This window comes from Streptococcus cristatus ATCC 51100 (assembly GCF_011612585.1).
Classification (GTDB): Bacteria; Bacillota; Bacilli; order Lactobacillales; family Streptococcaceae; genus Streptococcus; species Streptococcus cristatus_H.
The window spans coordinates 641,926-660,329 of the sequence record NZ_CP050133.1 but is presented as its reverse complement, the minus strand read 5'-3'; the positions used below and the strand labels follow the sequence as shown (position 1 = coordinate 660,329).

26 protein-coding genes and 1 pseudogene are annotated in these 18,404 nt (G+C 44.5%); 17 read left to right on the top strand and 10 right to left on the bottom strand.

Translation table 11 applies throughout. From position 1 onward, the window contains the following. Positions 1–37: 37 nt before the first annotated feature. From HBA50_RS03285 to pbp2b, 9 genes are all read right to left on the bottom strand, one after another. Complete coding sequence (locus HBA50_RS03285; protein WP_045496471.1) at positions 38–949, bottom strand: magnesium transporter CorA family protein; 912 nt, start codon at positions 947–949, stop codon at positions 38–40. A gap of 317 nt (positions 950–1,266) precedes the next feature. After that, positions 1,267–2,811, bottom strand: coding sequence for a peptide chain release factor 3 (locus HBA50_RS03280; protein ID WP_045496468.1), 1,545 nt, complete (start codon positions 2,809–2,811; stop codon positions 1,267–1,269). A gap of 295 nt (positions 2,812–3,106) precedes the next feature. After that, entirely contained in the window at positions 3,107–3,787 is a 681-nt protein-coding gene (locus tag HBA50_RS03275) for a YwaF family protein (RefSeq protein WP_045496465.1), read from the bottom strand. Between the two features lie 108 nt (positions 3,788–3,895). Beyond that, positions 3,896–4,588 (bottom strand): YwaF family protein, encoded by a 693-nt coding sequence (locus HBA50_RS03270; RefSeq protein ID WP_045496463.1) that lies wholly within the window; start codon positions 4,586–4,588, stop codon positions 3,896–3,898. Between the two features lie 191 nt (positions 4,589–4,779). Beyond that, entirely contained in the window at positions 4,780–5,391 is a 612-nt protein-coding gene (locus tag HBA50_RS03265; RefSeq protein ID WP_045496460.1) for an NUDIX hydrolase N-terminal domain-containing protein, read from the bottom strand. Then, positions 5,378–6,751, bottom strand: coding sequence for a UDP-N-acetylmuramoyl-tripeptide--D-alanyl-D-alanine ligase (locus HBA50_RS03260; protein WP_045496457.1), 1,374 nt, complete (start codon positions 6,749–6,751; stop codon positions 5,378–5,380). The genes HBA50_RS03265 and HBA50_RS03260 overlap by 14 nt, the downstream gene beginning before the upstream one ends. A 104-nt stretch (positions 6,752–6,855) precedes the next feature. Beyond that, positions 6,856–7,902: a D-alanine--D-alanine ligase gene (locus HBA50_RS03255; RefSeq protein WP_045496454.1), complete on the bottom strand. Its 1,047-nt coding sequence runs from the start codon at positions 7,900–7,902 to the stop codon at positions 6,856–6,858. A 148-nt stretch (positions 7,903–8,050) separates the two neighbouring features. Beyond that, positions 8,051–8,647, bottom strand: coding sequence for a recombination mediator RecR (gene recR, locus HBA50_RS03250; protein ID WP_045496451.1), 597 nt, complete (start codon positions 8,645–8,647; stop codon positions 8,051–8,053). Between the two features lie 50 nt (positions 8,648–8,697). After that, a complete protein-coding gene (gene pbp2b / locus HBA50_RS03245) occupies positions 8,698–10,755 on the bottom strand; it encodes a penicillin-binding protein PBP2B (protein ID WP_005589560.1) in 2,058 nt (685 codons plus the stop codon). Positions 10,756–11,314: 559 nt separating this feature from the next. On the opposite strand from pbp2b, the pseudogene HBA50_RS03240 reads away from it, so the two are divergent. Continuing rightward, a pseudogene (locus tag HBA50_RS03240) lies at positions 11,315–12,497 on the top strand (IS110 family RNA-guided transposase). Positions 12,498–12,772: 275 nt separating this feature from the next. Here HBA50_RS03240 and HBA50_RS10340 read toward each other — a convergent pair. Further along, complete coding sequence (locus HBA50_RS10340; protein ID WP_235285277.1) at positions 12,773–13,177, bottom strand: LPXTG cell wall anchor domain-containing protein; 405 nt, start codon at positions 13,175–13,177, stop codon at positions 12,773–12,775. A gap of 16 nt (positions 13,178–13,193) precedes the next feature. On the opposite strand from HBA50_RS10340, the gene HBA50_RS10335 reads away from it, so the two are divergent. The 16 genes from HBA50_RS10335 to HBA50_RS10265 all read left to right on the top strand — a co-directional run bounded on the left by HBA50_RS10335 (position 13,194) and on the right by HBA50_RS10265 (position 18,347). Beyond that, complete coding sequence (locus HBA50_RS10335; protein ID WP_243746238.1) at positions 13,194–14,183, top strand: hypothetical protein; 990 nt, start codon at positions 13,194–13,196, stop codon at positions 14,181–14,183. A gap of 69 nt (positions 14,184–14,252) precedes the next feature. Further along, a complete protein-coding gene (locus HBA50_RS10330; protein WP_243746237.1) occupies positions 14,253–14,555 on the top strand; it encodes a hypothetical protein in 303 nt (100 codons plus the stop codon). Between the two features lie 63 nt (positions 14,556–14,618). Further along, positions 14,619–15,413 carry a hypothetical protein gene (locus HBA50_RS10325; RefSeq protein ID WP_243746236.1) on the top strand — a complete coding sequence of 265 codons (795 nt, stop codon included), beginning with the start codon at positions 14,619–14,621 and terminating at the stop codon, positions 15,411–15,413. A gap of 63 nt (positions 15,414–15,476) precedes the next feature. Then, on the top strand, positions 15,477–15,626 hold the full coding sequence (locus HBA50_RS10320) for a hypothetical protein (protein WP_243746232.1): 150 nt from the start codon (positions 15,477–15,479) through the stop codon (positions 15,624–15,626). Between the two features lie 63 nt (positions 15,627–15,689). After that, positions 15,690–15,839: a hypothetical protein gene (locus HBA50_RS10315; RefSeq protein WP_243746232.1), complete on the top strand. Its 150-nt coding sequence runs from the start codon at positions 15,690–15,692 to the stop codon at positions 15,837–15,839. A 63-nt stretch (positions 15,840–15,902) separates the two neighbouring features. Beyond that, the gene (locus tag HBA50_RS10310) at positions 15,903–16,052 is read left to right on the top strand and encodes a hypothetical protein (RefSeq protein WP_243746235.1); all 150 of its coding nucleotides are present in this window, start codon (positions 15,903–15,905) and stop codon (positions 16,050–16,052) included. Between the two features lie 63 nt (positions 16,053–16,115). Beyond that, positions 16,116–16,265 carry a hypothetical protein gene (locus tag HBA50_RS10305; RefSeq protein WP_243746231.1) on the top strand — a complete coding sequence of 50 codons (150 nt, stop codon included), beginning with the start codon at positions 16,116–16,118 and terminating at the stop codon, positions 16,263–16,265. 63 nt (positions 16,266–16,328) lie between these two features. Then, on the top strand, positions 16,329–16,478 hold the full coding sequence (locus tag HBA50_RS10300) for a hypothetical protein (protein WP_243746235.1): 150 nt from the start codon (positions 16,329–16,331) through the stop codon (positions 16,476–16,478). Between the two features lie 63 nt (positions 16,479–16,541). Next, positions 16,542–16,691 carry a hypothetical protein gene (locus tag HBA50_RS10295; protein WP_243746234.1) on the top strand — a complete coding sequence of 50 codons (150 nt, stop codon included), beginning with the start codon at positions 16,542–16,544 and terminating at the stop codon, positions 16,689–16,691. 216 nt (positions 16,692–16,907) lie between these two features. Beyond that, on the top strand, positions 16,908–17,057 hold the full coding sequence (locus HBA50_RS10290) for a hypothetical protein (protein WP_243746234.1): 150 nt from the start codon (positions 16,908–16,910) through the stop codon (positions 17,055–17,057). A gap of 63 nt (positions 17,058–17,120) precedes the next feature. After that, a complete protein-coding gene (locus HBA50_RS10285) occupies positions 17,121–17,270 on the top strand; it encodes a hypothetical protein (protein WP_243746233.1) in 150 nt (49 codons plus the stop codon). Between the two features lie 99 nt (positions 17,271–17,369). After that, complete coding sequence (locus HBA50_RS10480; RefSeq protein WP_005589548.1) at positions 17,370–17,495, top strand: hypothetical protein; 126 nt, start codon at positions 17,370–17,372, stop codon at positions 17,493–17,495. A 63-nt stretch (positions 17,496–17,558) separates the two neighbouring features. Next, positions 17,559–17,708 carry a hypothetical protein gene (locus HBA50_RS10280; protein WP_243746235.1) on the top strand — a complete coding sequence of 50 codons (150 nt, stop codon included), beginning with the start codon at positions 17,559–17,561 and terminating at the stop codon, positions 17,706–17,708. Between the two features lie 63 nt (positions 17,709–17,771). Then, positions 17,772–17,921, top strand: coding sequence for a hypothetical protein (locus HBA50_RS10275; RefSeq protein ID WP_243746231.1), 150 nt, complete (start codon positions 17,772–17,774; stop codon positions 17,919–17,921). Positions 17,922–17,984: 63 nt separating this feature from the next. Continuing rightward, positions 17,985–18,134, top strand: coding sequence for a hypothetical protein (locus HBA50_RS10270; RefSeq protein WP_243746235.1), 150 nt, complete (start codon positions 17,985–17,987; stop codon positions 18,132–18,134). Between the two features lie 63 nt (positions 18,135–18,197). Continuing rightward, positions 18,198–18,347 carry a hypothetical protein gene (locus tag HBA50_RS10265; protein WP_243746234.1) on the top strand — a complete coding sequence of 50 codons (150 nt, stop codon included), beginning with the start codon at positions 18,198–18,200 and terminating at the stop codon, positions 18,345–18,347. Positions 18,348–18,404 lie beyond the last annotated feature (57 nt).

Sequence of the window (18,404 nt, the reverse complement as noted above, 5' to 3'; positions counted from 1 at the left end):
TGAGGCTCGAAAGCCTCATTCGTTTAATGTATTTTATTCATCGCTCTTTATTGACCACCCAGTTGAGAAGCTTGGTCAGAAGAACCCAAAGAACAATACTGATGGTGACAATGTAGAGCCAGGCATTCTTGTCCGTTGCCCAAGGCAGTGGGACATTCATACCAAAGAAGCCAGTGATGACTGCTAAAACTGCCAGAAGAACTGAAATAATGGTCAAGACAGTCAAATTATCATTCAGATTGTTGTTCAGGATGTTATTGTAGGAGCCCGAAAGCTGGCTAAGAACCTGAGCAATTAAATCCGTCATTGACACCAGCTGACGTGCCTCAATCATGGCATCTTCAAACTGCTCGGTTTCTAGTTCATCAAAGCCACGATAAACAGCATGGCTCTTGATATGCTCCAGCAGTATACTATTTTGCTTGGATGCTGCTACTAGATAGACCATGGAGGTTTCTAAGTCCGATAGAGCAAACAGCTGCTTTTTGGTGGTCTTTTGACGCAAAAGTCTGTTAAGCTCATCCTTTCGCTTGTCCATCTGCTCTATGACCGGATAGTAGGAATTGGAGATCAACTCTAGACTGGCAAAAAGAAACTTATAGACTGACACAGGCTCATGATGCTCCGTGTAAGCCTTCATGATATCAACCACATAGGCATTGTCTTGATTGCTGATGGTGATAAGACGATCCTGCTGCACCACGAAAGTCATCGGAATAGTCTCATAGTAGTCCTTCTCTGTCGCTAAATTTAGCACATTATAGATGAAAAGAACCGTCCCATTCTCGCGATTGTAGTCCATGTGAGCTCGCTCGTTTTTATCCAGCGCATATTCGATGGTTTCAAGGTCGATATTATAATCCTGATAAATCTGCCCATTCTTTTTAACATCATCTGAGTCAATGTTGATCCAGACAGATTGGTCTTTTAGTTTTCTTTCCAGAAACATAGAACTCCTTTCTGGGATCTAGAATGATTGTCTAATAGCTCACGCCTAACGTCCACACTTATCCTCATAGCCAAAGCTCCCATGTCCTGACAAGAAAGCCATCAAGTCTAATCATCTTTTAAATATAGCTGTAAGGAAGTTAGCTAAATCAAATCACTAGCTACGACACGAAGAGGCGGAAACGATTTTTGTTCACCGATGAGTTAGTGAGGCAGTTAGGCACTACGCTTACTTTCCTAGTGAAGCGTTTAGGTAAACCGCCATAGCGGTTACCGTCAAATGACAGCAACTTTATGTTGCTAGTCATTTGTAACGATTTACATCTTCTCTTCTAACTCTACATCTGGATACTTGTCCGCAAACCAGCGGAGGGCAAAGTCATTTTCAAAGAGGAAGACTGGTTGGTCAAAGCGGTCTTTGGCCAAGATATTGCGGCTTGAAGACATGCGCTCGTCTAGGTCTTCCGGCTTGATCCAACGAACCGTCTTTTTACCCATTGGGCTCATAACCACTTCTGCATTGTACTCGCCTTCCATGCGGTGTTTAAAGACTTCAAACTGGAGTTGGCCGACGGCGCCCAGCATGTACTCGCCTGTTTGGTAATTCTTATAAAGCTGAATGGCTCCCTCTTGAACCAACTGCTCAATCCCCTTGTGGAAGGATTTTTGCTTCATGACGTTCTTAGCAGAAACTTTCATGAAAATCTCAGGTGTAAAGGTGGGCAGTGGTTCAAATTCAAACTTATTTTTTCCAACCGTCAAGGTGTCCCCAACTTGATAAGTACCGGTATCGTAAACTCCGATAATATCTCCTGCTACGGCATTGGTTACATTCTCACGACTTTCCGCCATAAACTGAGTAACATTCGACAGTTTAGCAGTCTTCCCAGTACGAGGCAGATTGACACTCATACCGCGCTCAAATTCCCCCGATACGATACGGACAAAGGCAATACGGTCACGGTGACGAGGGTCCATGTTGGCTTGGATTTTAAAGACGAATCCTGAGAAATCCTTGTCATAAGGATCCACAATTTCTCCGTCTGTTTTCTTGTGTCCATGAGGTTCTGGAGCAAACTTGAGGAAGGTCTCAAGGAAGGTCTGCACCCCAAAGTTAGTCAGGGCTGAACCGAAGAAGACTGGGGTTAACTCACCAGCTAAAATAGCTTCCTCTGAAAACTCGTTTCCTGCTTCATTTAAGAGTTCGATATCATCCTTGACTTGCTCATAGAAAGGATTGCTCGCAAAAAGTTTGTCTCCGTCTTCTAAACTAGCAAAACGCTCATCCCCTTTATAGAGCTCCAAACGTTGGTTATAGAGGTCATAGAGACCCTCAAAGGCTTTCCCCATCCCGATTGGCCAGTTCATAGGGTAGCTGGCGATGCCCAAGACTTCTTCCAATTCTTGCAAGAGGTCTAGTGGCTCACGTCCATCACGGTCCAGCTTGTTCATAAAGGTAAAGACGGGAATTCCACGGTGTTTGACAACCTCAAACAATTTCTTGGTTTGGGCCTCAATACCCTTGGCAGAGTCCACGACCATGACCGCAGCATCCACCGCCATCAAGGTCCGATAGGTATCTTCAGAGAAGTCCTCGTGCCCTGGTGTGTCTAGGATATTGACGCGTTTGCCGTCGTAGTCAAACTGCATAACAGATGAGGTTACCGAAATCCCACGTTGTTTCTCGATATCCATCCAGTCAGACTTGGCAAAAGTCCCTGTCTTCTTACCTTTTACAGTACCAGCCTCACGAATTTCGCCCCCAAAGTAGAGCAACTGCTCAGTGATGGTCGTTTTCCCCGCGTCTGGGTGGGAAATAATGGCAAAGGTACGTCGTTTCTTAATTTCTTCTTGTAAAGTCATTTTCTTCTCTTTCTTTCATTTTAGGATAATGGTGAATGTCAGTATTTTTATATTTTACATTGGAATATTCTAATCCTTTCAACCTACCTATTATAGCGGATTTAGCGCTTTTTTTCAATTATCTGAAGAACATAAAAATCGCTCTTTCCAGCGATTCTATTCTTTATTTTTGTCAAATTTGTCTTAAAATTTGACAATGACACTGCTAAAGAGGAAAATTGCAAAGAGTGAGATTAAAATCAGATTTAAGAAAAGTCCTGCCAACTAAACTTGACAGGAGCTACAAAATTTCATTTTAAACAATTTCTAGCTGCTTTTTCCACCGTTTCTTAAATATTTCATCAAAAAGAAGCAAGGTAGCGGACAAAATAATCGACACAGCTAGATATTTTACTAAAAGATTGTGCTGGCTGATAAAAGGCGGGCTTTTTAGCAGACCGTAATTCCCACCCGTCACTTGATTAACACCGACAAGAAAGGCATCAAGCACAAAAGTATAGAGGACAATCGTATATTTCTTGAGCTGGGTCTTGTCGTAGTGATTCATCAGATAAATCAGGGAATTAACCAAGAGGGCATAGTGACCAATCAGGAAAGAGAAGCTGGTAATATGCGGGAAATCATAAGGATCAAAGACTGGATAGCCGAGGGCGAAGACTGCCCCGCTGGCTCCTAAAAGAGCGAAATACTGCTTGCTGGGCCATTTATCTGGCAGAAAGACCACCGCAAACATGGCCAAACGGCAATGGTACAAAGGCAGACTATTTGCAAGAGGAAGCTGAAAACCCACATACCAGCTATAAAGAACTGCCAGTTGGCACAATTGAAGAATTTTCATGCTTTTGATAAAGCTAGGATTCTTATGGTATTTTATCGATGCGTAGATAGACAGCAAAAGCAATGCCATCATCAAAGAATAGGCCAATGCTGAAACAAAGGGTGGTTCAGTTTGGTTGGTAGTCAAAAAATGATGCATCCAGTTTCCTTTCTACTTTTAAAATCTGTATGTTCAAACTCGCAGTCAGATTGAAAATCTAGGCAGAATTTTCCTAGTTGCTAGAGAAATCATTTCCTCTTCCAATCTTTATTGGGTCAATCGCTCTGCCTGTCTTTCCTTCATTTCTTTGAACAAGTAAGAAAATAGAAGCAAGGCAGTCGCTAAGACCACAGACACGATCATATAGTTGCCAAGCATACCATGATCTCCTACCAGAGGTGGCTCCTTTAAGAAACCGTAGTTGCCCCCGAATGCAATATTTCCAAGTAAGATGAGGAAATCTAAGCCAAAGGTGATTTCTACGATACGGCGATAGGACAGATTTAGTCTATCATAATGCTTCATCAGGTAAATAATCGAATTGCCTAAAAGGGCTAAATGACCGATGAAAAATGAAAATAGCGTGATATGCGGAAATGGATAGGGGTCCAAAATCGGATAGACAATGGCGCAAATCGGTCCAAATACTCCCAATAAGGCGAAATATTGCTTATAAGCTACTTTATCTGGCAGTAGCAAGACAGCAAACATAGCGACTCGGCAATGATACAAGGGGAGACTCTCCGACAAAGGCTCCTGAATAACCAAGTACCAGCCATACAAAGAGACTAATTGCACGATTTGGGCAACTCTAAAAAAAGTCTGCACTTTCTTTTGTTCAAAATAACGACTAGCAACATAGATGACGGACACTAGGCTCATCAAAAGCAGAATATAAGCAAAAGGCGTCATCACAGGCGGTTCTGTTTTGTGACTAGTAAAAAAATCTAGTAAATTCATCTTTTAAATTTTCATCCTAATAAATAATTTTTAAGGCCACTGGGCTTGCTCTTCCTAGCAAAGTCCTTAATTTTTTTCAAAAAGTTTTCAACTTCCTAGAGTAATAGCTTCTGGCCATTACAACTCTGGACAGATTGAGCTAGATTATCTGGTCTACTGGATATAAGCATCTAGTCAGCATCAACTTCAATCTAGTCTATATATTGTTCTTGCTGATTCTGATAAATATCCCAGAGAAGCTGCATCTGCTCTTTTGTTATCCTTTTCTCGGATAAAAGAGGCAAATTCTGTGGGGCAAAGAAACTCAGCTCGGCAATTTCTAAATTGGGGTGAAAATCTCCCTCTTTCAGCTGACATTCAAACACAAGCTTGACATACTGCTTACTTTGTGGCTGAAATTTATTGCTATCAAAGACAGCCAGCAAGCGCACTACGCTAGCTTGAAATCCCGTTTCTTCCTGAATTTCTTTTACTATATTTTCTTTGGGAGATAAGCCTACTTCGCAGAAACCACCCGGCAGAGCCCATGTCTCCTCTTGCTGTCCTCGTACTAGACAAATCTTGCCCTGCTGAACGATAAAAGCTCGGACATCGACCAAAGGAGTCGCATAAAAATCTGTCGGACGGAGCAAGTCAGACAGCTCATCCGGTTCCAGATGACTGGTCTCGCTAAGCAGCTGATTCAGATTGTCTCTGATATCCGTATAGCGTTCTCGATCAAAGTCACTTGCTGCAAAAGACAAACCTGTATCCGTTATAGCCAGCAGTCGTTGCAAAATTAAAGCTGTATCACTTGTCCCCATGCTCCAAGGCCTCCACTAGTTTATCCAACTTCATAGAATTACTGCCCTTGAGCAAGATTTGGTCGGCAGATTGCAACCAAGTCTTAACGGTCTTGGTCAAATCTTCAAACTGGTCTTTGTCAGCATTTTTGACAAAATAATGCACCCGATTTGGTGGATAGATTTCCCGAGCATAGACATAGAGGGCTTCCATATCCTCTCCATAGAGGAAAAGATCGGTTATAATCTCTGGATTGAGACTGGTAATCATGGCTCCGTGCATGAGCTTGGAGTCAGCTCCCAGCTCTTTCATATCGGCTAATACCGCAGCCTTGCGGCCGCCCTGACTGGCTGGAATCGTTGAAAAAGTCTCAAGAATCAGACGCATGGCTGTTGGATTGGCGTTGTAGACATCTGACAGGATATCGGCCCCATTAGCCGCCTTCTTCCACTCGGTTCGATTGCGGGTCAATTCCAGCTGGGCAAAAGCCTGACGGATCGCCGACTCACTGACACCCTCCTGCAAGGCAACGTAAGAGGCGATCATAGCGTTGGTCGCATTGTATTTGCCAGTCACGGGCAAGTCAATCACCAGCTCCATAAAATTCGCTTCAAAGGTCAAGCTGTCCTTGCGCTCTTCTAGACGCGTCAGACAAATATCTGCATCGGGACCAAAGCGGACTACTTTTTGCTGGTCTGGCAGAAAGTCATTGACAATCTTGTCAGCTGGAGCCAAGAGCAGACCACCTTTCCTCATGCCATCTGCAATTTGCATCTTGCCTTTAGCAATCTCCGTACGGCTTCCGAAAAATTCTAAGTGAGCTTCACCAACCAAGGTCACAATGCCAGTCTTTGGCTTGGCAATTTCAGACAGAAGATGAATATCTCCCAAATGATCCTGTCCCATTTCCAAAACTAGCTTTTCTGTGTCGTCTGGCATGTGGAGCACCGTGTAGGGCAGACCGATTTCATTATTATAGTTGCCCTGGGTTTTATAGGTTTTGTAGCTAGTAGCCAGTAGCTGAGCCAGCATATCCTTGGTTGTGGTCTTCCCATTGGAGCCCGTCACAGCTAGCACATCTACGCCTGTCTTTTCCAGATAGTATTGAGCCAAGCCTTGAAAGGCCGCCAGCACATCATCGACCAAGACGTAAGGTCCTTCTGCTATTGGACGCTCAGACAAGGTAGCTGCAGCTCCCTGAGCAAAAGCTGTCGCGATAAAGTCATGGCCGTCACGCGCGCCCTTAAGCGGGATAAAAAGATCCCCCGCCTCAATCAAACGGCTGTCAAATTCAGCATTTCGAAAAGTCACATTTTCAAACTGAGTGACATCATTTTTGGCAGCCAAGACTTCTGCTATTTCATATAAATTTAATTTCATGTTTTCAACTCATTTTTCCGCTTTTTCCCAAAAAAGAAGGGAGTGAGCCCAGACCAAATGTTGAACACTCAGTCTGTCATCTCAGTCCCTCTATTATATCATAATTATAAAAGATGCGCTTCTCTCTTAGCAAAGGCCTCTTCAGCTAGATTTACCAATTTCTCAATCAACTCAGAATAAGGCAGTCCCATATTTTCCCAAAGTAAGGGATACATAGACCATTGAGTAAAGCCAGGCATGGTATTGAGCTCATTGAGGAAGATGTCCCCCTCTTCGGTATAAAAGAAATCGCAGCGCGCCAATCCCTGTCCGCCCAAGGCACGAAAGGCTGTCTCAGCATTCGTACGCATGACTGAAATAACCTCATCCGAGATTTTTGCAGGAATATCCATGGTAATCTTATTGTCAATATACTTGGCTTCATAGTCGTAGAAAGCCACATCTTTGACCACTTCGCCCGGCAAGGTACTCTTAACGTCATAATTTCCTAAGAGACCAACCTCAATCTCACGCGCATTGACTCCCTGCTCAACCAAGACACGGCTGTCGTACTTGAAGGCCAAATCCAACGCCGCCCGCAGCTCCTCTTGATTATCAGACTTAGAAATACCGACACTAGAGCCCATGTTAGACGGTTTGGTAAAAATCGGATAAGTCAATTTTTCTTCGATTTCGGCAATTTTTTCTTCCAGATTTTCACCCTCAATCACTGCTACATAAGGAACCTGTGGGATTCCAGCAGATTCCAGAATACGTTTGGTAGTGATTTTGTCCATGGCAACACTTGAAGACAAGATATTGCAGCCCACATAAGGAAGCCGCAGCACTTCAAGAAAGCCTTGAATAGAGCCATCCTCGCCCATAGGACCATGAAGAACAGGAAAGACAACTGCATTTTCCTGATAAATATCACTCGGTTTGACTTGCTGTGAAAGATCAACCGTTGCATTAGTCATGAGCTTTTCATCTGCAGACGGCTTTTCTGTGAATTCCTGCGTCTTGATAAAATCGCCAGCTTTTGTGATGAAATAAGTCTTGACAGAAAATTTGTCATAGTTGATAGCTCGCATGACACTCTCAGCCGACAAGACTGAAACTTCTCGCTCAGCACTGCGGCCACCGTATAGTAAAATCAAGGTTTGTTTGACCATTATCTTATCCTAACATTTCTAGCTATAAGTTCATTTTGGGTTGCCCCATCTTCTTTTTAGACTGTTTCAGTATACCATATTTCCCCGCATTTTTGAATAGAAAAAAGACTCCCAAAGCTGTTTTTCAGCAGGAAATCTTTCTTTCATCTTACAATTCTGTCCGATTTTCAATCGCTCGGAGCAGGGTCACTTCGTCTGCGTATTCGATATCAGCGCCGACAGCCAATCCGCGGGCCAGACGAGTCACCTTGATGCCTGCAGGCTTGAGCACTCGAGAAATATACATAGAAGTCGCTTCTCCGTCAGCCGTTGCATTAGTAGCCACAATCACTTCCGTCACTTGGCTGTCCATCAAGCGAGTCAAGAGACTCTTGAGGTTGATGTCATCTGGTCCTACACCGTTCATGGGGGAGATGAGGCCGTGGAGAACATGATAAAGGCCGTGGTATTCTTGGATATTTTCCATAGCAGACACATCGCGGCTATCCTCAACGATCAGAATCACAGTCTGATCGCGCGTTTGATCCGTACAGATAGCACAAGGATCATCGTCCGTCAGATTGCCACAGATAGAGCAGTAAGTCAGCTCACGCTTGGCAGCTAGTAGATTTTTGGCAAATTCATTGACATCATCGTCACTCATCCCGATGGTATAAAAGGCCAGACGAGTAGCTGTCTTGATGCCGATCCCCGGCAGTTTGGAAAAGCTATCAATCAATTTAGCGATAGGAGTTGGATAAAGCATAATAATAGTTGAGCAGTAAAATCTTGATCCGATTCTACTGCTTTTCCTTTCTAATTCATAGGGTGCTGTTGGTTATAAAGGTTGATAATATCACGGGTGATACTGTGGCTGACCGTTGAGGAAAGGTCAGTATTGTGCGGAAATACCACGGCTACAGCTATTTTAGGATTATCGCTTGGTGCATAGGATACAACATTGGTGTTGATAGCAGATGTACCACCGTTGACAAAGGTTTCAGCAGTACCTGTTTTGGCGCTGATAGAAACCATAGCGCCCTGCGCAATCGTCCGTCCAGTTGTAAAGCCACTCCATCCATTAACCACCTGATAGAAACCTTGTTTTATCAGAGCCATATTTTCCTCAGAAATATTGACCTGATTTAATTCTTTTGTTTCCTTCTTCTCAATCAAGTCTCCCAGTCCACCTTGGTCATTGTTGGCGTAAATACCTTCAACCAGATGCGGAGCTACCCGTTTACCGTTATTGGCTACTGTCGACGCATATTGAGCCAACTGAAGTGGTGTGTAGTTATCAAACTGACCAAAAGCATCCGTAATATAATTGCTGACTGTGAAGTTTTTGGGAATATAGCCTGTAGATTCTGTCGGTAAATCAATTCCTGTCTCAGTCCCTAGACCATATTCTGCAAAAGTCGAACGGAGTTTTTTCATTGAAGCATCGACGTTGTTGGTTCCTAAGGCCATATTTGGGCTATACGGAGTCCCAAGCATATTTAGGGCCACCTGAACCATATAGGTATTAGACGAATATTCCAGCGCCTCCACCGCTGTAATAGAGCGAGAACCATAGGCCGTAAACCAAGAATTGATGGGAGCAGAACCCGCGAAAAGAATCGGCTGATCGACCAAGGATTGATTCCCAGAAATAGCTCCGTACTGCCAACCAGCGGTTAAGGTAGCCGCCTTGACGACAGAACCTGGAACGAAAACATTTGTAATGGTACCCAGCGCATCCGCTGAGATATCGCCTGTTTCCAGATCGTGCTTGACACCAGCCAGGGCCAAGATTGACCCCGTATTGGGATCCATAGCCACGGCATAGACACCTTCTGAATAGGTGGCGTTGCCCTTGGCTAGCTCCATATTAAAGGCATTTCTAAGAATATCCTCAACACCCTGCTGGAAGGTCAGATCTACGGTTAGCTTCAGGTTGTTCCCTTTGCTTCCCTCAGAAATGGTCTCAACGCTCTCCATGTTGCCATTTTTGTCCAGCCGAATTTCTTTCTCTGCTCGTTTTCCTTGTAAAACAGACTCATACTCTTTTTCCAGATAAGAAATTCCCACTCGGTCATTCAGAGAATAGCCCTTCTTGACATAGTCATCCGCTTCCTCAGCTGGCAGACCTGTTTTTTCGGTTGAAATTTGACCAACAATTGAAGCCAACGATGTTTCCAAAACTTTCCGGTTCCAGCTGGTTGAAATACTAATACCCGGAAGCTCTTTGCCGATGGACGCAATCGTAGCGACCTGCTCCGTCGTCAAATCATCCGTCTGAATCGTCCCTGTTGAAAAGTTTGGAACAGCATTCATCTGGCTAAATAGAGCGATAATCCTCTTTTCCTCATCTGTATAGCCTAGCTGGCTTGGATCAATACTCTCCGCTGCTGCCTTATAGATCTTGGCTTCAGGTAAACGATTGCCATCTGTATCAAATTTTTCTTCCTTGGGTAATTTTTCAACCACTTCTCGGTAAACTTTATTATCCGCCAGATAATAGTCAACTTCTTGGCGCTCGGTCACCTTTAGGTCAGACACGGACACATACTGCAGTAACTTTTGTGCTGTTTCACGGATTTCTTCTGCTGTCAGTTTATTATCTCGCGTAAAGGTCACCACTTGCTTGGTTGTGTTCTCCACCAGGGGCTTGCCTGAAGCTTCATAGATCTGCCCACGAACCGAACTCGATTTTATCTTTGTTTTACTTGCTTTAGCTAATTTATCTGTATAAAATTCTTGATTGACGACCTGCATGTAGCCCAGACGAGCGATCAGCACCAAAAATAAGGCTCCGACAATTCCAAATAGAAGGTAGAGTCGGCCTGTGATAGAATGGCTATCAAATTTCCTCTTAGACATTTCTTCTCTCATTCTCGTAAAAATCTATCTTTTATTTTACCACATTTCCCCAGCAATGAAGCATGGAAATCTAAAAGGATCGAAAAAGAATTTTTCTCCAATAATGAGAAAATCTATAATTTCTGTAGTGGGTAAAACCACTGTAGGAATTATGGATCTAAAATTATAAACGCCTTAGATCTTACCTACTCAAACGCAACGCTTTTAGCTTTCGGAACTTTGACAACTTTAAAACTAGAATTCTCGTCGCTTTGAATATCAAAAAGGAGAGAACAAATTTGGTCCTCTCCAGGTTGTAACTTTTCAACAACCCACTACAGTTGACAAACATACTAAGATTAGTAGTGAAGAAATCTCCGACGGAAGAGAGTACTCACTACTTTTTCTTTATGTTAAAGTAGTGGTGTCTTGTAAAGTCGTAGGGCTCTATGGCGCTAGACGTCGCTTGACAAATTGGCAAGACACCTTGTTTTAGGTGGAGTTTGATCAAAGTATGTGGGACGCTAAACGTCGCGTATTGAAAATAAAATCACTAAAACATGGAATTATTCAAGACAAAAGAGGTAATGTCATGCGTGCAGTATTTGGAATGGATGTAAGTAAAACAAGTTCTGAGGTGGCAATTTTAGTCAACGGTGAGAAGGTTCATGGCTACACCATACTCAATGATGCCATTGGATTCAATCGCCTGTTGGGGGACTTGAAAACTGTTCATAACCCTGAGATTATATTTGAGGCCACAGGCGTCTATTCTCGGCGTCTTCAGGCCTTTCTTGAGGAATCTGGTTACGCTTATATACGGCTAGCAATTGGACAGTCTGCGAGTTCGTAAAACAGATAAAATTGACGCTGAAAAGTTGGCTAAATCTCAGCTTGTGCACAATCGTAAACCAACTTACGTGCAGGAAGAAGTTTATCAACACCTGCGTGATTTAAGCCGTTTCTATCAAAATATGACTGAAGATCTTGTTCGAGCTAAAAACCGTCTGCACAAGGTCCTACAAGTCACCTTTCCTGAATTGGAAAATCTCTTATCCACACCAACTGGAGAGCAATATTGGAACTTAGTGATAGCTTTTCCATGTAAAGAGTTTGTATTAAGCCTATCTCAAAGTGACTTGTATGAGATTATCCGTCAATCTACCTCCAAACGCATCTCTGAAAAGCGTATTGCTTACCTGACTGATAAACTGATAAAACTCGCTAAACAATCTTTTTGTGCGGTCAAGAAAACCTCTCCAATGCTTGAAGAGGTTCGCTACTATGCTCAAGAATTGCTTCGTCTTTCTGAACGCAGACAAGTTGTCTTAAACGATATGGTAGCTCTAGCTCAGCCTTTACCAGAGTATGACATCTTACGGTCAATTCCTGGCATCGCAGAAACCACAGCGACATCTATCATTGGCGAATTGGGAGATATTCATCGCTTTCAGTCTACCAATCAATTCAATGCTTTTATTGGCATTGACCTGAGACACTATGAATCTAGGAACTTTCTCGCTAAGGAACACATCACTAAACGAGGTAATCCCTATGCCAGAAAAATCTTGTTCAAGTGCATTCACAACATCGCTTCAGCTAGTCATACCAATCCCTGCCATATCGCTGACTTTTATGAGAAACGAAAAAGACAATCGACAATAGCTTCAACTAAGCCACTTACGATTGCCTCTATACATCGTCTCATTCGAACAATGTATTACCTCATTACGCATAACAAACTTTACGATTATTCTTTGACCCAAAATCGATAAGGCTGTCTATGCCGTATTATGGTAACACCTTGTTTCAAAAATACCAGATAAGGTGTTTTTTAGCATGCCCTTTTATGGATCAAAAAGTGTTAAAAATAAGACAGTAACCTCAGAATAGCTACTGTCTTATCTCTTTTTTTACTTAAAGCCTTGATAGACTTGACAAATGGTAGAAAAGAGCCGAAAAACCCCAGATAGCCTTGAGCCATCCGGGGTTCTTATTTTCATCGCTAAAATGATATCAACAAAATTTCATTGTAGCCGATTTTTGGAACTTAGTCTTCTAAATCCATTTCAGAAGCTGCTGATCTCTTCTTCTTACCAAGAAGAGAGGCAGTTACCAAGGCAGCTACTCCTAATCCAAGACCAGCAAATTGGTTACTTGCAGTTCCTGTATTTGGTAAAGCCTTAGCGTTTGGAGTAACTTTGACTTGTCCTGGTTGTGCAGGCTGTGGCTTAGGTGCTTGAGAGTGATTTGTAGCACTTGAGATTGAAGCACTGTCGGACAAGCTAGCTGAGGTACTTGCGCTGTCACTCATGCTTGTGCTTGTTGAGACTGACTCACTTGCACTTACAGATTCAAGGTAGCTAGGAAGGTTAAACTCTGGCTTAGATTCGCTTGTTGGCTCACCCTTACTATAGCTGAATGAGTTAGATTGTTGTAACGCACTTGTACTCAAACTGTTTGAAACGCTATTGCTAAGTGATGTAGATGTACTTACGCTGTTACTCAAGCTTACTGAAGTACTTGTTGAAACTGAAGTACTACTTGAGTTGTTGCTTACTGATTCAGATGCACTGATTGAAGCAGACACGCTGTTGCTCATGCTTGTGCTTGCTGATTCAGATGCACTGATTGAAGTAGACACGCTGTTGCTCATGCTTGTGCTTGCTGATACTGAAGCACTGATTGAGGCTGACACGCTATTGCTCATGCTTGTGCTTGCTGAGATAGATGCACTGATTGAGGCTGACACGCTGTTACTCATGCTTGTGCTTGCTGATACTGAAGCACTGATTGAAGCAGACACGCTGTTGCTCATGCTTGTGCTTACTGATTCAGATGCACTAATTGAAGCAGACACGCTATTGCTCATGCTTGTGCTTGCTGATACTGAAGCACTGATTGAAGCAGACACGCTGTTGCTCATGCTTGTGCTTGCTGATTCAGATGCACTAATTGAAGCAGACACGCTGTTGCTCATGCTTGTGCTTGCTGATACTGAAGCACTGATTGAAGCAGACACGCTGTTGCTCATGCTTGTGCTTGCTGATACTGAAGCACTGATTGAAGCAGACACGCTGTTGCTCATGCTTGTGCTTGCTGATTCAGATGCACTGATTGAGGCAGACACGCTGTTACTCATGCTTGTGCTTGCTGATACTGAAGCACTGATTGAAGCAGACACGCTGTTGCTCATGCTTGTGCTTGCTGATACTGAAGCACTGATTGAAGCAGACACGCTGTTGCTCATGCTTGTGCTTGCTGATACTGAAGCACTGATTGAAGCAGACACGCTGTTGCTCATGCTTGTGCTTGCTGATACTGAAGCACTGATTGAGGCAGACACGCTGTTGCTCATGCTTGTGCTTGCTGATTGGCTTGCACTGATTGAGGCAGACACGCTGTTGCTCATGCTTGTGCTTGCTGATTGGCTAGCTGATACAGATGCTGAAGTACTTTGACTTGCAGATACTGACGCGCTTGCTGATTGGCTTGCACTGATTGAGGCAGACACGCTGTTGCTCAAGCTTGTGCTTGCTGATTCAGATGCACTGATTGATGCTGACACGCTGTTACTCATGCTTGTGCTTGCTGATGCTGAAGCACTGATTGACGCTGATACGCTGTTACTCAAGCTTGTGCTTGCTGATGCTGAAGCACTGATTGAAGCAGACACGCTGTTGCTCATGCTTGTGCTTGCTGATACTGAGGCACTGATTGACGCTGATACGCTGTTGCTCATGCTTGTGCTTACTGATTGGCTAGCACTGATTGACGCTGACACGCTGTTGCTCATGCTTGTGCTTGCTGATTCAGATGCTGAAGTACTTTGACTTGCAGATACTGACGCGCTTGCTGATTGGCTTGCACTGATTGAGGCAGACACGCTGTTACTCATGCTTGTGCTTGCCGATTCAGATGCACTAATTGAAGCAGACACGCTGTTGCTCATGCTTGTGCTTGCTGATTCAGATGCACTGATTGAGGCAGACACGCTGTTACTCATGCTTGTGCTTGCTGATACTGAAGCACTGATTGAAGCAGACACGCTGTTGCTCATGCTTGTGCTTGCTGATTCAGATGCACTAATTGAAGCAGACACGCTGTTGCTCATGCTTGTGCTTGCTGATACTGAAGCACTGATTGAAGCAGACACGCTGTTGCTCATGCTTGTGCTTGCTGATACTGAAGCACTGATTGAAGCAGACACGCTGTTGCTCATGCTTGTGCTTGCTGATTCAGATGCACTGATTGAGGCAGACACGCTGTTACTCATGCTTGTGCTTGCTGATACTGAAGCACTGATTGAAGCAGACACGCTGTTGCTCATGCTTGTGCTTGCTGATACTGAAGCACTGATTGAAGCAGACACGCTGTTGCTCATGCTTGTGCTTGCTGATACTGAAGCACTGATTGAAGCAGACACGCTGTTGCTCATGCTTGTGCTTGCTGATACTGAAGCACTGATTGAGGCAGACACGCTGTTGCTCATGCTTGTGCTTGCTGATTGGCTTGCACTGATTGAGGCAGACACGCTGTTGCTCATGCTTGTGCTTGCTGATACTGAAGCACTGATTGAAGCAGACACGCTGTTGCTCATGCTTGTGCTTACTGATTCAGATGCACTGATTGAGGCGGACACGCTGTTGCTCATGCTTGTGCTTGCTGATTCAGATGCTGAAGTACTTTGACTTGCAGATACTGACGCTGAAGCTGATTGACTAGCTGATACAGAGGCTGATTGGCTAGCACTGATGCTTGCTGAGATAGATGCTGAAGCACTTTGGCTCGCACTAATTGACGCAGACTGGCTCGCGCTTACTGAGATAGACGCTGAGTTCTGGTTGTTAGATGCTGAAGCTGAGGCACTTTGGCTTGCGCTTACTGATGCTGAAGTACTTTGACTTGCAGATACAGACGCTGAAGCTGATTGACTAGCTGATACAGAGGCTGATTGGCTAGCACTGATGCTTGCTGAGATAGATGCTGAAGCACTTTGGCTCGCACTAATTGACGCAGACTGGCTCGCGCTTACTGAGATAGACGCTGAGTTCTGGTTGTTAGATGCTGAAGCTGAGGCACTTTGGCTTGCGCTTACTGATGCTGAAGTACTTTGACTTGCAGATACTGACGCTGAAGCTGATTGACTAGCTGATACAGAGGCTGATTGGCTAGCACTGATGCTTGCTGAGATAGAGGCTGAAGCACTTTGGCTCGCACTAATTGACGCAGATTGGCTCGCGCTTACTGAGATAGACGCTGAGTTCTGGTTGTTAGATGCTGAAGCTGAGGCACTTTGGCTTGCGCTTACTGATGCTGAAGTACTTTGACTTGCAGATACAGACGCTGAAGCTGATTGACTAGCTGATACAGAGGCTGATTGGCTAGCACTGATGCTTGCTGAGATAGAGGCTGAAGCACTTTGGCTCGCACTAATTGACGCAGAGTGGCTCGCGCTTACTGAGATAGACGCTGAGTTCTGGTTGTTAGATGCTGAAGCTGAGGCACTTTGGCTTGCGCTTACTGATGCTGAAGTACTTTGACTTGCAGATACAGACGCTGAAGCTGATTGACTAGCTGATACAGAGGCTGATTGGCTAGCACTGATGCTTGCTGAGATAGAGGCTGAAGCACTTTGGCTCGCACTAATTGACGCAGACTGGCTCGCGCTTACTGAGATAGACGCTGAGTTCTGGTTGTTAGATGCTGAAGCTGAGGCACTTTGGCTTGCGCTTACTGATGCTGAAGTACTTTGACTTGCAGATACAGATGCTGAAGCTGATTGACTAGCTGATACAGAGGCTGATTGGCTAGCACTGATGCTTGCTGAGATAGATGCTGAAGTGCTTTGGCTCGCACTAATTGACGCAGAGTGGCTCGCGCTTACTGAGATAGACGCTGAGTTCTGGTTGTTAGATGCTGAAGCTGAGACACTTTGGCTTGCGCTTACTGATGCTGAAGTACTTTGACTTGCAGATACAGAAGCTGAAGCTGATTGACTAGCTGATACAGAGGCTGATTGGCTAGCACTGATGCTTGCTGAGATAGACGCTGAGTTCTGGTTGTTAGATGCTGAAGCTGAGGCACTTTGGCTTGCGCTTACTGATGCTGAAGTACTTTGACTTGCAGATACAGATGCTGAAGCTGATTGACTAGCTGATACAGAGGCTGATTGGCTAGCACTGATGCTTGCTGAGATAGATGCTGAAGTGCTTTGGCTCGCACTAATTGACGCAGAGTGGCTCGCGCTTACTGAGATAGACGCTGAGTTCTGGTTGTTAGATGCTGAAGCTGAGACACTTTGGCTTGCGCTTACTGATGCTGAAGTACTTTGACTTGCAGATACAGAAGCTGAAGCTGATTGACTAGCTGATACAGAGGCTGATTGGCTAGCACTGATGCTTGCTGAGATAGATGCTGAAGTGCTTTGGCTCGCACTAATTGACGCAGAGTGGCTCGCGCTTACTGAGATAGACGCTGAGTTCTGGTTGTTAGATGCTGAAGCTGAAGCACTTTGGCTTGCGCTTACTGATGCTGAAGTACTTTGACTTGCAGATACAGACGCTGAAGCTGATTGACTAGCTGATACAGAGGCTGATTGGCTAGCTGATACTGAAGCTGATTGACTAGCACTTACTGATGCTGAAGTGCTTTGGCTCGCACTAATTGACGCAGACTGGCTCGCGCTTACTGAGATAGACGCTGAGTTCTGGTTGTTAGATGCTGAAGCTGAGGCACTTTGGCTTGCGCTTACTGATGCTGAAGTACTTTGACTTGCAGATACTGACGCTGAAGCTGATTGACTAGCTGATACAGAGGCTGATTGGCTAGCACTGATGCTTGCTGAGATAGAGGCTGAAGCACTTTGGCTCGCACTAATTGACGCAGATTGGCTCGCGCTTACTGAGATAGACGCTGAGTTCTGGTTGTTAGATGCTGAAGCTGAGGCACTTTGGCTTGCGCTTACTGATGCTGAAGTACTTTGACTTGCAGATACAGACGCTGAAGCTGATTGACTAGCTGATACAGAGGCTGATTGGCTAGCACTGATGCTTGCTGAGATAGAGGCTGAAGCACTTTGGCTCGCACTAATTGACGCAGAGTGGCTCGCGCTTACTGAGATAGACGCTGAGTTCTGGTTGTTAGATGCTGAAGCTGAGGCACTTTGGCTTGCGCTTACTGATGCTGAAGTACTTTGACTTGCAGATACAGACGCTGAAGCTGATTGACTAGCTGATACAGAGGCTGATTGGCTAGCACTGATGCTTGCTGAGATAGAGGCTGAAGCACTTTGGCTCGCACTAATTGACGCAGACTGGCTCGCGCTTACTGAGATAGACGCTGAGTTCTGGTTGTTAGATGCTGAAGCTGAGGCACTTTGGCTTGCGCTTACTGATGCTGAAGTACTTTGACTTGCAGATACAGATGCTGAAGCTGATTGACTAGCTGATACAGAGGCTGATTGGCTAGCACTGATGCTTGCTGAGATAGATGCTGAAGTGCTTTGGCTCGCACTAATTGACGCAGAGTGGCTCGCGCTTACTGAGATAGACGCTGAGTTCTGGTTGTTAGATGCTGAAGCTGAGACACTTTGGCTTGCGCTTACTGATGCTGAAGTACTTTGACTTGCAGATACAGAAGCTGAAGCTGATTGACTAGCTGATACAGAGGCTGATTGGCTA

Coding starts and splice junctions, on each gene's coding strand:
- HBA50_RS03255 (WP_045496454.1), bottom strand. CDS start 7,902: ATGGTCAAACAAACCTTGATTTTACTATACGGTGGCCGCAGTGCTGAG.
- HBA50_RS10310 (WP_243746235.1), top strand. CDS start 15,903: ATGCTTGCTGAGATAGAGGCTGAAGCACTTTGGCTCGCACTAATTGAC.
- HBA50_RS10285 (WP_243746233.1), top strand. CDS start 17,121: ATGCTTGCTGAGATAGATGCTGAAGTGCTTTGGCTCGCACTAATTGAC.
- HBA50_RS10295 (WP_243746234.1), top strand. CDS start 16,542: ATGCTTGCTGAGATAGATGCTGAAGTGCTTTGGCTCGCACTAATTGAC.
- HBA50_RS10305 (WP_243746231.1), top strand. CDS start 16,116: ATGCTTGCTGAGATAGAGGCTGAAGCACTTTGGCTCGCACTAATTGAC.
- HBA50_RS03275 (WP_045496465.1), bottom strand. CDS start 3,787: ATGCATCATTTTTTGACTACCAACCAAACTGAACCACCCTTTGTTTCA.
- HBA50_RS10280 (WP_243746235.1), top strand. CDS start 17,559: ATGCTTGCTGAGATAGAGGCTGAAGCACTTTGGCTCGCACTAATTGAC.
- HBA50_RS03280 (WP_045496468.1), bottom strand. CDS start 2,811: ATGACTTTACAAGAAGAAATTAAGAAACGACGTACCTTTGCCATTATT.
- HBA50_RS03260 (WP_045496457.1), bottom strand. CDS start 6,751: ATGAAATTAAATTTATATGAAATAGCAGAAGTCTTGGCTGCCAAAAAT.
- HBA50_RS10315 (WP_243746232.1), top strand. CDS start 15,690: ATGCTTGCTGAGATAGATGCTGAAGCACTTTGGCTCGCACTAATTGAC.
- HBA50_RS10290 (WP_243746234.1), top strand. CDS start 16,908: ATGCTTGCTGAGATAGATGCTGAAGTGCTTTGGCTCGCACTAATTGAC.
- HBA50_RS03265 (WP_045496460.1), bottom strand. CDS start 5,391: ATGGGGACAAGTGATACAGCTTTAATTTTGCAACGACTGCTGGCTATA.
- recR (WP_045496451.1), bottom strand. CDS start 8,647: ATGCTTTATCCAACTCCTATCGCTAAATTGATTGATAGCTTTTCCAAA.
- HBA50_RS10270 (WP_243746235.1), top strand. CDS start 17,985: ATGCTTGCTGAGATAGAGGCTGAAGCACTTTGGCTCGCACTAATTGAC.
- pbp2b (WP_005589560.1), bottom strand. CDS start 10,755: ATGAGAGAAGAAATGTCTAAGAGGAAATTTGATAGCCATTCTATCACA.
- HBA50_RS10320 (WP_243746232.1), top strand. CDS start 15,477: ATGCTTGCTGAGATAGATGCTGAAGCACTTTGGCTCGCACTAATTGAC.
- HBA50_RS10275 (WP_243746231.1), top strand. CDS start 17,772: ATGCTTGCTGAGATAGAGGCTGAAGCACTTTGGCTCGCACTAATTGAC.
- HBA50_RS03270 (WP_045496463.1), bottom strand. CDS start 4,588: ATGAATTTACTAGATTTTTTTACTAGTCACAAAACAGAACCGCCTGTG.
- HBA50_RS03285 (WP_045496471.1), bottom strand. CDS start 949: ATGTTTCTGGAAAGAAAACTAAAAGACCAATCTGTCTGGATCAACATT.
- HBA50_RS10300 (WP_243746235.1), top strand. CDS start 16,329: ATGCTTGCTGAGATAGAGGCTGAAGCACTTTGGCTCGCACTAATTGAC.
- HBA50_RS10265 (WP_243746234.1), top strand. CDS start 18,198: ATGCTTGCTGAGATAGATGCTGAAGTGCTTTGGCTCGCACTAATTGAC.
- HBA50_RS10325 (WP_243746236.1), top strand. CDS start 14,619: ATGCTTGTGCTTGCCGATTCAGATGCACTAATTGAAGCAGACACGCTG.